The organism is Escherichia sp. GZ89 (assembly GCF_019366485.1).
Classification (GTDB): domain Bacteria; phylum Pseudomonadota; class Gammaproteobacteria; order Enterobacterales; family Enterobacteriaceae; genus Escherichia; species Escherichia fergusonii.
The window spans coordinates 47,022-59,159 of the sequence record NZ_JAEOHX010000019.1; the positions used below are offsets into that span (position 1 = coordinate 47,022).

At 52.0% G+C, this 12,138-nt stretch carries 9 protein-coding genes; 8 read left to right on the forward strand and 1 reads right to left on the reverse strand.

Annotation, left to right across the window (positions count from 1 at the left end; all coding sequences use genetic code 11):
- Positions 1-258: 258 nt before the first annotated feature.
- A complete protein-coding gene (locus K0335_RS20855; protein WP_000785824.1) occupies positions 259-1,542 on the reverse strand; it encodes a citrate synthase in 1,284 nt (427 codons plus the stop codon).
- Positions 1,543-2,235: 693 nt separating this feature from the next.
- Here K0335_RS20855 and sdhC point away from each other — a divergent pair.
- The 8 genes from sdhC (at position 2,236) to sucD (ending at position 11,897) form a co-directional block, all read left to right on the forward strand.
- A complete protein-coding gene (gene sdhC / locus K0335_RS20860; protein ID WP_000263355.1) occupies positions 2,236-2,640 on the forward strand; it encodes a succinate dehydrogenase cytochrome b556 subunit in 405 nt (134 codons plus the stop codon).
- Positions 2,634-2,981, forward strand: coding sequence for a succinate dehydrogenase membrane anchor subunit (gene sdhD, locus K0335_RS20865; protein ID WP_000254365.1), 348 nt, complete (start codon positions 2,634-2,636; stop codon positions 2,979-2,981). Before sdhC ends, sdhD begins: the two co-directional genes overlap by 7 nt.
- Positions 2,981-4,747, forward strand: coding sequence for a succinate dehydrogenase flavoprotein subunit (sdhA, locus tag K0335_RS20870; RefSeq protein ID WP_000775540.1), 1,767 nt, complete (start codon positions 2,981-2,983; stop codon positions 4,745-4,747). Before sdhD ends, sdhA begins: the two co-directional genes overlap by 1 nt.
- Before the next feature lie 15 nt (positions 4,748-4,762).
- Positions 4,763-5,479 carry a succinate dehydrogenase iron-sulfur subunit SdhB gene (gene sdhB, locus K0335_RS20875; protein ID WP_001235259.1) on the forward strand — a complete coding sequence of 239 codons (717 nt, stop codon included), beginning with the start codon at positions 4,763-4,765 and terminating at the stop codon, positions 5,477-5,479.
- A gap of 255 nt (positions 5,480-5,734) precedes the next feature.
- On the forward strand, positions 5,735-8,536 hold the full coding sequence (sucA, locus tag K0335_RS20880) for a 2-oxoglutarate dehydrogenase E1 component (RefSeq protein WP_001181487.1): 2,802 nt from the start codon (positions 5,735-5,737) through the stop codon (positions 8,534-8,536).
- A gap of 14 nt (positions 8,537-8,550) precedes the next feature.
- Positions 8,551-9,768, forward strand: coding sequence for a 2-oxoglutarate dehydrogenase complex dihydrolipoyllysine-residue succinyltransferase (odhB, locus tag K0335_RS20885; RefSeq protein WP_104919375.1), 1,218 nt, complete (start codon positions 8,551-8,553; stop codon positions 9,766-9,768).
- Positions 9,769-9,861: 93 nt separating this feature from the next.
- The gene (sucC, locus tag K0335_RS20890; RefSeq protein ID WP_001048602.1) at positions 9,862-11,028 is read left to right on the forward strand and encodes an ADP-forming succinate--CoA ligase subunit beta; all 1,167 of its coding nucleotides are present in this window, start codon (positions 9,862-9,864) and stop codon (positions 11,026-11,028) included.
- A complete protein-coding gene (sucD, locus tag K0335_RS20895) occupies positions 11,028-11,897 on the forward strand; it encodes a succinate--CoA ligase subunit alpha (protein WP_000025458.1) in 870 nt (289 codons plus the stop codon). The genes sucC and sucD overlap by 1 nt, the downstream gene beginning before the upstream one ends.
- Positions 11,898-12,138: the final 241 nt, after the last annotated feature.

Below are 12,138 nucleotides of genomic sequence, written 5' to 3' on the forward strand. Positions count from 1 at the left end.
CGGGCTTCACTTTTTTGCTGCTTTTCGAATACTCGAAGTTTTGCACAACAGAGGAGATAAAGGTCATATTGCGTCATTAACGGTGCGCCATAGCATGGTTAATTAATGCACTAACCGGGCAGGTATAACGGTTGCGGAGTTTGTGACCTCTCTGATCGATAATAAATACGTCTTTTTATTGATTATCAATATCTTTGCTGTTGGTGCAGAAATAAAAACCCTGCGTGAAAAACACGCAGGGTTTTGTCGGTGTCGTTTTTACTTCTTAATATCCGACTTAAAATCACGCTGCGCGTAGCCGGTGTACAGCTGACGTGGGCGGGCGATTTTCATTCCTTCGCTGTGCATTTCGTTCCAGTGGGCGATCCAGCCTACGGTACGTGCCATTGCAAAGATAACGGTAAACATGGAAGACGGAATACCCATCGCTTTCAGGATAATACCAGAATAGAAATCGACGTTCGGGTACAGTTTCTTCTCGATAAAGTACGGGTCGTTCAGCGCAATGTGCTCAAGTTCCATCGCCACTTCCAGCAACTCATCTTTGCTGCCCAGCTCTTTCAGCACTTCGTGACAGGTTTCACGCATTACAGTGGCACGTGGGTCATAATTTTTATAGACGCGGTGACCAAAGCCCATCAGGCGGAAAGAGTCATTTTTATCTTTCGCACGACGCATAAATTCTGGAATGTGTTTCACTGAGCTGATTTCTTCCAGCATTTTCAGTGCAGCTTCGTTGGCGCCGCCGTGTGCCGGTCCCCACAAAGAAGCAATACCTGCGGCGATACAGGCGAACGGGTTTGCACCAGAAGAGCCAGCGGTACGCACGGTAGAGGTAGAAGCGTTCTGTTCATGGTCAGCATGCAGGATCAGAATACGATCCATTGCGCGTTCCAGAATGGGGTTAACTTCATACGGTTCACACGGCGTAGAGAACATCATATGCAGGAAGTTGCCTGCGTAAGAGAGATCGTTACGTGGGTAAACAAAAGGCTGACCAATAGAATATTTGTAACACATTGCCGCCATGGTTGGCATTTTTGACAACAGGCGATAAGCCGCAATCTCACGATGACGTGGGTTATTGACATCCAGTGAGTCATGATAGAAAGCTGCAAGGGCACCAGTGATACCGCACATAACAGCCATTGGATGCGAGTCGCGACGGAAAGCGTGGAACAGGCGGGTGATTTGCTCATGAATCATGGTATGGCGGGTAACGGTCTTTTTGAACTCGTCATACTGTTCCTGAGTCGGTTTCTCACCATAAAGCAGGATATAGCACACTTCCAGATAACTTGATTCGGTTGCCAGCTGGTCGATAGGGAAACCGCGATGCAACAAAATACCTTCGTCACCATCAATAAAAGTTATTTTAGATTCACATGATGCAGTAGAGGTGAATCCAGGATCAAAAGTAAACATGCCTTTTGAGCCGAGGCTACGAATATCGATAACGTCCTGTCCGAGCGTGCCTTTCAGCACATCCAGTTCAATAGCAGAATCACCATTGAGAGTGAGCTTTGCTTTTGTATCAGCCATTTACGGTCTCCTTAGCGCCTTATTGCTTAAGACTGCCGGAACTCACACTTGCTTCGTACATCAATAACTGTCACCCCTTTGTTATTTGGCTCGCCGCTCTGTGGCAGAGTGGATGACCAGGGTACAGAGCTATGGGCGCTTGCAGGTAAAACAGTTAATTAATGGCGATTAAATAGCAAATCAAGAACTTAGCAATCCGTATTATTTAACCTGACTATCACTAATAACTTTACTGAATGAATCGGTCAATACTTTCTCACCGTTACATAACGAAACTTCAACAGTAATTAACACTTCATAACTTTTACGCATTGTATGCTTTTTCTGGTGATGTTTGTAACAATTTTGTTGAATGAATGTCAAATCCAATGGTTAAAAATTAAAAAAATGTTGTTATCGTGACCCGGATCACTGTTCGGGATAAAACATCACAAACTATATGTAGGTTAATTGTAATGATTTTGTGAAAGTCCTATACTGCCGCCAGGTCTTCGGAATCCCCTGCAATCCCGAGCCACCCAGCGTTTTGGCGTGTCGTTTTAACATCTGGAAGCAGTGTTTTATATGACTCGTGGTTATAGATAAGGACGCTGTCTGACCCGCAAGCAGACCGGAGAAAGGAAATCCCAATGTCTCCTGGTAACAGAACATTAACATCTGTGCCTGTAGTCCAAAGGGAATAATAAGAACAGCATGTGGGCGTTATTCATGATAAGAAATGTGAAAAAACAAAGACCTGTTAATCTGGACCTACAGACCATCCGGTTCCCCGTCACGGCGATAGCGTCCATTCTCCATCGCGTTTCCGGTGTGATCACCTTTGTTGCAGTGGGCATCCTGCTGTGGCTTCTGGGTACCAGCCTCTCTTCCCCTGAAGGTTTCGAGCAAGCTTCCGCGATTATGGGCAGCTTCTTCGTCAAATTTATCATGTGGGGCATTCTTACCGCTCTGGCATATCACGTCGTCGTAGGTATTCGCCACATGATGATGGATTTTGGCTATCTGGAAGAAACATTCGAAGCGGGTAAACGCTCCGCCAAAATCTCCTTTGTTATTACTGTCGTGCTTTCACTTCTCGCAGGAGTCCTCGTATGGTAAGCAACGCCTCCGCATTAGGACGCAATGGCGTACATGATTTCATCCTCGTTCGCGCTACCGCTATCGTCCTGACGCTTTACATCATTTATATGGTCGGTTTTTTCGCTACCAGTGGCGAGCTGACATATGAAGTCTGGATTGGTTTCTTCGCCTCTGCGTTCACCAAAGTGTTCACCCTGCTGGCGCTGTTTTCTATCTTGATCCATGCCTGGATCGGCATGTGGCAGGTGTTGACCGACTACGTTAAACCGCTGGCCTTGCGCCTGATGCTGCAACTGGTGATTGTCGTTGCACTGGTGGTTTACGTGATTTATGGATTCGTTGTGGTGTGGGGTGTGTGATGAAATTGCCAGTCAGAGAATTTGATGCAGTTGTGATTGGTGCCGGTGGCGCAGGTATGCGCGCGGCGCTGCAAATTTCCCAGAGCGGCCAAACCTGTGCGCTGCTCTCCAAAGTCTTCCCGACCCGTTCCCATACCGTTTCTGCGCAAGGCGGCATTACCGTTGCGCTGGGTAATACCCATGAAGATAACTGGGAATGGCATATGTACGACACCGTAAAAGGGTCGGACTATATCGGTGACCAGGACGCGATTGAATATATGTGTAAAACCGGGCCGGAAGCGATTCTGGAACTGGAACACATGGGGCTACCGTTCTCGCGTCTTGATGATGGTCGTATCTATCAACGTCCGTTTGGCGGCCAGTCGAAAAACTTCGGTGGCGAGCAAGCGGCACGTACTGCGGCGGCAGCTGACCGTACCGGTCACGCACTGTTGCACACGCTTTATCAGCAGAACCTGAAAAACCACACCACCATTTTCTCCGAGTGGTATGCGCTGGATCTGGTGAAGAACCAGGATGGCGCGGTAGTTGGTTGTACCGCACTGTGCATCGAAACCGGTGAAGTGGTTTACTTCAAAGCCCGTGCGACTGTGCTGGCAACCGGCGGGGCAGGGCGTATTTATCAGTCCACCACCAACGCGCACATTAACACCGGCGACGGCGTCGGTATGGCTATCCGTGCAGGTGTACCTGTGCAGGATATGGAAATGTGGCAGTTCCACCCGACCGGTATAGCAGGTGCGGGCGTACTGGTCACCGAAGGTTGCCGTGGTGAAGGCGGTTACCTGCTGAACAAACATGGCGAACGCTTTATGGAGCGTTATGCGCCGAACGCCAAAGACCTGGCGGGCCGTGACGTGGTGGCGCGTTCCATCATGATCGAAATCCGTGAAGGTCGCGGCTGTGATGGTCCGTGGGGGCCACATGCAAAACTGAAACTCGACCACCTGGGTAAAGAAGTTCTCGAATCCCGTCTGCCGGGTATCCTTGAACTCTCCCGTACCTTCGCACACGTCGATCCGGTGAAAGAGCCGATTCCGGTTATCCCAACCTGTCACTACATGATGGGCGGTATTCCGACCAAAGTGACCGGTCAGGCGCTGACGGTGAACGAGAAAGGCGAAGATGTGGTTGTTCCGGGGCTGTTCGCGGTAGGTGAAATCGCTTGTGTTTCGGTACACGGCGCTAACCGTCTTGGCGGTAACTCGCTGCTGGACCTGGTGGTCTTTGGTCGCGCAGCGGGCCTGCATCTGCAAGAGTCTATTGCCGAGCAGGGCGCACTGCGCGATGCCAGCGAGTCTGATGTTGAAGCGTCTCTGGATCGTCTGAATCGCTGGAACAACAACCGTAATGGTGAAGATCCAGTGGCGATTCGTAAAGCACTGCAAGAATGTATGCAGCATAACTTCTCGGTCTTCCGTGAAGGTGATGCGATGGCAAAAGGGCTTGAGCAGTTGAAAGTGATCCGCGAGCGTTTGAAAAATGCCCGTCTGGATGACACTTCCAGCGAGTTCAACACCCAGCGCGTTGAATGCCTGGAACTGGATAACCTGATGGAAACGGCGTATGCAACGGCTGTTTCTGCCAACTTCCGTACCGAAAGCCGTGGCGCGCATAGCCGCTTCGACTTCCCGGATCGTGATGATGAAAACTGGCTGTGCCACTCCCTGTATCTGCCAGAGTCGGAATCCATGACGCGCCGAAGCGTCAACATGGAACCGAAACTGCGCCCGGCATTCCCGCCGAAGATTCGTACTTACTAATGCGGAGACAGGAAAATGAGACTCGAGTTTTCAATTTATCGCTATAACCCGGATGTTGATGATGCTCCGCGTATGCAGGATTACACCCTGGAAGCGGAAGAAGGTCGCGACATGATGCTGCTGGATGCGCTTATCCAGTTGAAAGAGAAAGATCCCAGCCTGTCGTTCCGCCGCTCCTGCCGTGAAGGTGTGTGCGGTTCCGACGGTCTGAACATGAACGGCAAGAATGGTCTGGCCTGTATTACCCCGATTTCGGCACTCAACCAGCCGGGCAAGAAGATTGTGATTCGCCCGCTGCCAGGTTTACCGGTGATCCGCGATTTGGTGGTAGACATGGGACAATTCTATGCGCAATATGAGAAAATTAAGCCTTACCTGTTGAATAATGGACAAAATCCGCCAGCTCGCGAGCATTTACAGATGCCAGAGCAGCGCGAAAAAATCGACGGGCTGTATGAATGTATTCTCTGCGCATGTTGTTCAACCTCTTGTCCGTCTTTCTGGTGGAATCCCGATAAGTTTATCGGCCCGGCAGGCTTGTTAGCGGCATATCGTTTCCTGATCGATAGCCGTGATACCGAGACTGACAGCCGCCTCGACGGTTTGAGCGATGCATTCAGTGTATTCCGCTGTCACAGCATCATGAACTGCGTCAGTGTATGTCCGAAAGGGCTGAACCCGACGCGCGCTATCGGCCATATCAAGTCGATGTTGTTGCAACGTAATGCATAAATTCCAGGCCTGATAAGACGCGCAAGCGTCGCATCAGGCAACCAGGGCCGGATGCGGCGTGAATGCCTTATCCGGCCTACAAAAGAAATGCAGGAAATCTTTAAAAACTGCCCCTGACACTAAGACAGTTTTTAAAGGTTCCTTCGCGAGCCACTACGTAGACAAGAGCTCGCAAGTGAACCCCGGCACGCACATCACTGTGCGTGGTAGTATCCACGGCGAAGTAAGCATAAAAAAGATGCTTAAGGGATCACGATGCAGAACAGCGCTTTGAAAGCCTGGTTGGACTCTTCTTACCTCTCTGGCGCAAACCAGAGCTGGATAGAACAGCTCTATGAAGACTTCTTAACCGATCCTGACTCGGTTGACGCTAACTGGCGTTCGACGTTCCAGCAGTTACCTGGTACGGGAGTCAAACCGGATCAATTCCACTCTCAAACGCGTGAATATTTCCGCCGCCTGGCGAAAGACGCTTCACGTTACTCTTCAACGATCTCCGACCCTGACACCAATGTGAAGCAGGTTAAAGTCCTGCAGCTCATTAACGCATACCGCTTCCGCGGTCACCAGCATGCGAATCTCGATCCGCTGGGACTGTGGCAGCAAGAGAAAGTGGCCGATCTGGATCCGTCTTTCCACGATCTGACCGAAGCAGACTTCCAGGAGACCTTCAACGTCGGTTCATTTGCCAGCGGCAAAGAAACCATGAAACTCGGCGAGTTGCTGGAAGCCCTCAAGCAAACCTACTGCGGCCCGATTGGTGCCGAGTACATGCACATTACCAGCACCGAAGAAAAACGCTGGATCCAACAGCGTATCGAGTCTGGTCGCGCGACTTTCAATAGCGAAGAGAAAAAACGCTTCTTAAGCGAACTGACCGCCGCTGAAGGCCTTGAACGTTACCTCGGCGCAAAATTCCCTGGCGCAAAACGCTTCTCGCTGGAAGGCGGTGATGCGTTAATCCCGATGCTTAAAGAGATGATCCGCCATGCTGGCAACAGCGGCACCCGTGAAGTGGTTCTTGGGATGGCGCACCGTGGTCGTCTGAACGTGCTGGTTAACGTGCTGGGTAAAAAACCGCAAGATTTGTTCGACGAATTTGCCGGTAAACATAAAGAACACCTCGGCACGGGCGACGTGAAATACCACATGGGCTTCTCGTCTGACTTCCAGACCGATGGCGGCCTGGTTCACCTGGCGCTGGCGTTTAACCCGTCTCACCTTGAGATTGTAAGCCCGGTAGTTATCGGTTCTGTTCGTGCCCGTCTGGACAGACTCGACGAGCCGAGCAGCAACAAAGTGCTGCCAATCACCATCCACGGTGACGCCGCAGTGACCGGGCAGGGCGTGGTTCAGGAAACCCTGAACATGTCGAAAGCGCGTGGTTATGAAGTTGGCGGTACGGTACGTATCGTTATCAACAACCAGGTTGGCTTCACCACCTCTAACCCGCTGGATGCCCGTTCTACGCCGTACTGTACTGATATCGGCAAGATGGTACAGGCACCGATTTTCCACGTTAATGCGGATGATCCGGAAGCCGTTGCCTTTGTGACCCGTCTGGCGCTCGATTTCCGTAACACCTTTAAACGTGATGTCTTCATCGACCTGGTGTGCTACCGCCGTCACGGCCACAACGAAGCCGACGAGCCGAGTGCAACTCAGCCGCTGATGTATCAGAAAATCAAAAAACATCCGACGCCGCGCAAAATCTACGCTGACAAGCTGGAGCAGGAAAAAGTCGCGACGCTGGAAGATGCCACCGAGATGGTTAACCTGTACCGCGATGCGCTGGATGCTGGCGATTGCGTGGTAGCAGAGTGGCGTCCGATGAACATGCACTCTTTCACCTGGTCGCCGTACCTCAACCACGAATGGGACGAAGAGTACCCGAACAAAGTTGAGATGAAGCGCCTGCAGGAACTGGCTAAACGTATCAGTACGGTGCCGGAAGCGGTTGAAATGCAGTCTCGCGTTGCCAAAATTTATGGCGATCGCCAGGCAATGGCTGCCGGTGAGAAACTGTTCGACTGGGGCGGCGCGGAAAACCTCGCTTACGCCACGCTGGTTGATGAAGGCATTCCGGTCCGCCTGTCGGGTGAAGACTCCGGTCGCGGTACCTTCTTCCATCGTCATGCGGTGATCCACAACCAGTCCAACGGTTCCACTTACACACCGCTGCAACATATCCATAATGGTCAGGGCGCGTTCCGCGTCTGGGACTCCGTACTGTCTGAAGAAGCAGTGCTGGCGTTTGAATACGGTTATGCCACCGCAGAGCCGCGCACGCTGACTATCTGGGAAGCGCAGTTTGGTGACTTCGCTAACGGTGCGCAGGTGGTTATCGACCAGTTCATCTCCTCTGGCGAACAGAAATGGGGTCGGATGTGTGGCCTGGTGATGTTGCTGCCGCACGGTTACGAAGGGCAGGGGCCGGAGCACTCCTCCGCGCGTCTGGAACGTTATCTGCAACTTTGTGCTGAACAAAACATGCAGGTGTGCGTACCGTCTACCCCGGCACAGGTTTACCACATGCTGCGTCGTCAGGCGCTGCGCGGGATGCGTCGTCCGCTGGTGGTGATGTCGCCGAAATCCCTGCTGCGTCATCCGCTGGCGGTTTCCAGCCTCGAAGAACTGGCGAATGGCACCTTCCTGCCAGCCATCGGTGAAATCGACGAGCTTGATCCGAAGGGCGTGAAGCGCGTAGTGATGTGTTCTGGTAAGGTTTATTACGATCTGCTGGAACAACGTCGTAAGAACAATCAACACGATGTCGCCATCGTGCGTATCGAGCAACTCTACCCGTTCCCGCATAAAGCGATGCAGGAAGTGTTGCAGCAGTTTGCTCACGTCAAGGATTTTGTCTGGTGCCAGGAAGAGCCGCTCAACCAGGGCGCATGGTACTGCAGCCAGCATCATTTCCGTGAAGTGATTCCGTTTGGGGCTTCTCTGCGTTATGCAGGCCGCCCGGCCTCCGCCTCTCCGGCGGTAGGGTATATGTCCGTTCACCAGAAACAGCAACAAGATCTGGTTAATGACGCGCTGAACGTCGAATAAATAAAGGATACACAATGAGTAGCGTAGATATTCTGGTCCCTGACCTGCCTGAATCCGTAGCCGATGCCACCGTCGCAACCTGGCATAAAAAACCCGGCGACGCAGTTGTACGTGATGAAGTGCTGGTAGAAATCGAAACTGACAAAGTGGTACTGGAAGTACCGGCATCAGCAGACGGCATTCTGGATGCGGTTCTGGAAGATGAAGGTACAACGGTAACGTCTCGTCAGCTCCTTGGTCGCCTGCGAGAAGGCAACAGCGCCGGTAAAGAAACCAGCGCCAAATCTGAAGAGAAAGCGTCCACTCCGGCGCAACGCCAGCAGGCGTCTCTGGAAGAGCAAAATAACGATGCGTTAAGCCCGGCGATCCGTCGCCTGCTGGCTGAACACAATCTTGATGCCAGCGCCATTAAAGGCACCGGTGTAGGTGGTCGTCTGACCCGTGAAGATGTGGAAAAACATCTGGCGAAAGCCCCGGCGAAAGAGTCTGCACCGGCAGCAGCTACTACGGCGGCGCAACCGGCTCTGGCTGCACGTAGCGAAAAACGTGTTCCGATGACTCGCCTGCGTAAGCGTGTGGCAGAGCGTCTGCTGGAAGCGAAAAACTCTACTGCCATGCTGACCACGTTCAACGAAGTCAACATGAAGCCGATTATGGATCTGCGTAAGCAGTATGGTGAAGCGTTTGAAAAACGTCACGGCATCCGTCTGGGCTTTATGTCCTTCTACGTGAAAGCGGTGGTTGAAGCCCTGAAACGTTATCCGGAAGTGAATGCTTCTATCGACGGCGATGATGTGGTTTACCACAACTATTTCGACGTCAGCATGGCGGTTTCTACGCCGCGCGGCCTGGTGACGCCGGTTCTGCGTGATGTCGATACCCTCGGCATGGCAGACATCGAGAAGAAAATCAAAGAGCTGGCAGTTAAAGGACGTGACGGCAAGCTGACGGTTGAAGATCTGACCGGTGGTAACTTCACCATCACCAACGGTGGTGTGTTCGGTTCCCTGATGTCTACGCCTATCATCAACCCGCCGCAGAGCGCAATTCTGGGTATGCACGCTATCAAAGATCGTCCGATGGCAGTGAATGGTCAGGTTGAGATCCTGCCGATGATGTACCTGGCGCTGTCCTACGATCACCGTCTGATCGATGGTCGCGAATCCGTGGGCTTCCTGGTAACGATCAAAGAGTTGCTGGAAGATCCGACGCGTCTGCTGCTGGACGTGTAGTAGTTTAAGTTTCACCTGCACTGTAGACCGACGTTGATAGGGGGTCGGTCTACGGTTTAAAAGATAACGATTACTGAAGGATGGACAGAACACATGAACTTACATGAATATCAGGCAAAACAACTGTTTGCCCGCTATGGCTTACCAGCACCGGTGGGTTATGCCTGTACTACTCCACGCGAAGCAGAAGAAGCCGCTTCAAAAATCGGTGCCGGTCCGTGGGTAGTGAAATGTCAGGTTCACGCTGGTGGCCGCGGTAAAGCGGGCGGTGTGAAAGTTGTAAACAGCAAAGAAGACATCCGTGCTTTTGCAGAAAACTGGCTGGGCAAGCGTCTGGTAACGTATCAAACAGATGCTAATGGCCAACCGGTTAACCAGATTCTGGTTGAAGCAGCGACCGATATCGCTAAAGAGCTGTATCTTGGTGCCGTTGTAGACCGTAGTTCCCGTCGCGTGGTCTTTATGGCCTCCACTGAAGGCGGCGTGGAAATCGAAAAAGTGGCGGAAGAAACTCCGCACCTGATCCACAAAGTTGCGCTTGATCCGCTGACTGGCCCGATGCCGTATCAGGGGCGTGAGCTGGCGTTCAAACTGGGCCTGGAAGGTAAACTGGTTCAACAGTTCACCAAAATTTTCATGGGTCTGGCGACCATTTTCCTTGAGCGCGACCTTGCTCTTATCGAAATTAACCCGCTGGTTATTACCAAACAGGGCGATCTGATCTGCCTCGACGGTAAACTGGGTGCTGATGGCAACGCACTGTTCCGCCAGCCTGATCTGCGCGAAATGCGCGACCAGTCGCAGGAAGATCCACGTGAAGCGCAGGCTGCACAGTGGGAACTGAACTACGTTGCGCTGGACGGTAACATCGGTTGTATGGTTAACGGCGCAGGTCTGGCGATGGGCACCATGGACATCGTTAAACTGCACGGCGGCGAACCGGCTAACTTCCTGGACGTTGGCGGTGGCGCAACCAAAGAACGTGTAACCGAAGCATTCAAAATCATCCTCTCTGACGACAAAGTGAAAGCCGTTCTGGTTAACATCTTCGGCGGTATCGTTCGTTGCGACCTGATCGCTGACGGTATCATCGGCGCGGTAGCGGAAGTGGGTGTTAACGTACCGGTCGTGGTACGTCTGGAAGGTAACAACGCCGAACTCGGCGCGAAGAAACTGGCTGACAGCGGCCTGAATATTATTGCAGCAAAAGGTCTGACGGATGCAGCTCAGCAGGTTGTTGCCGCAGTGGAGGGGAAATAATGTCCATTTTAATTGATAAAAACACCAAGGTTATTTGCCAGGGCTTTACTGGTAGCCAGGGGACTTTCCACTCTGAACAGGCCATTGCATACGGCACTAAAATGGTTGGCGGCGTAACCCCAGGTAAAGGCGGTACTACCCACCTCGGTCTGCCGGTGTTCAACACCGTGCGTGAAGCCGTTGCTGCCACTGGCGCTACCGCTTCTGTTATCTACGTACCGGCTCCGTTCTGCAAAGACTCCATTCTGGAAGCCATCGACGCAGGTATCAAACTGATTATCACCATCACTGAAGGCATCCCGACGCTGGATATGCTGACCGTGAAAGTGAAACTGGACGAAGCTGGCGTACGCATGATCGGCCCGAACTGCCCAGGCGTTATCACTCCGGGTGAATGTAAAATCGGCATCCAGCCGGGTCACATTCACAAACCGGGTAAAGTGGGTATCGTTTCCCGTTCCGGTACACTGACCTATGAAGCGGTTAAACAGACCACGGATTACGGTTTCGGTCAGTCGACCTGTGTCGGTATCGGCGGCGACCCGATCCCAGGCTCTAACTTTATCGACATCCTCGAAATGTTCGAAAAAGATCCGCAGACCGAAGCGATCGTGATGATCGGTGAGATCGGCGGTAGCGCTGAAGAAGAAGCCGCGGCTTACATCAAAGAGCACGTTACCAAGCCAGTTGTGGGCTACATCGCTGGTGTGACTGCGCCGAAAGGCAAACGTATGGGCCACGCTGGCGCTATCATCGCTGGTGGTAAAGGGACTGCGGATGAGAAATTTGCTGCTCTGGAAGCCGCAGGCGTGAAAACCGTTCGCAGCCTGGCTGACATCGGTGAAGCTCTGAAAACTGTTCTGAAATAAATACTTGTAATAAGAAATAGCCCTCGCCGCTTCCCTCTACAGGAATGGCGAAGGGCTGTCGGTTTCGACATGGTTGGCCATCGTATGATGGCCTTTTTTATGCTTTGCAGTTGGGTGGTAATATTTTATGTTGCACTTTTCTTATTACGTAAAAAAATGCTCAACACTGAGAGATCCCCTCATAATTTCCCCAAAGCGTAACCATGTGTGAATAAATTTTGAGCTAGTAGGGTTGCAGCCA

Excerpts from the sequence above, each read along its gene's own strand:
- sdhC (WP_000263355.1), top strand. The coding sequence starts at position 2,236 with ATGTGGGCGTTATTCATGATAAGAAATGTGAAAAAACAAAGACCTGTT.
- sucA (WP_001181487.1), top strand. The coding sequence starts at position 5,735 with ATGCAGAACAGCGCTTTGAAAGCCTGGTTGGACTCTTCTTACCTCTCT.
- sdhD (WP_000254365.1), top strand. The coding sequence starts at position 2,634 with ATGGTAAGCAACGCCTCCGCATTAGGACGCAATGGCGTACATGATTTC.
- sucD (WP_000025458.1), top strand. The coding sequence starts at position 11,028 with ATGTCCATTTTAATTGATAAAAACACCAAGGTTATTTGCCAGGGCTTT.
- sdhB (WP_001235259.1), top strand. The coding sequence starts at position 4,763 with ATGAGACTCGAGTTTTCAATTTATCGCTATAACCCGGATGTTGATGAT.
- sucC (WP_001048602.1), top strand. The coding sequence starts at position 9,862 with ATGAACTTACATGAATATCAGGCAAAACAACTGTTTGCCCGCTATGGC.
- sdhA (WP_000775540.1), top strand. The coding sequence starts at position 2,981 with ATGAAATTGCCAGTCAGAGAATTTGATGCAGTTGTGATTGGTGCCGGT.
- odhB (WP_104919375.1), top strand. The coding sequence starts at position 8,551 with ATGAGTAGCGTAGATATTCTGGTCCCTGACCTGCCTGAATCCGTAGCC.
- K0335_RS20855 (WP_000785824.1), bottom strand. The coding sequence starts at position 1,542 with ATGGCTGATACAAAAGCAAAGCTCACTCTCAATGGTGATTCTGCTATT.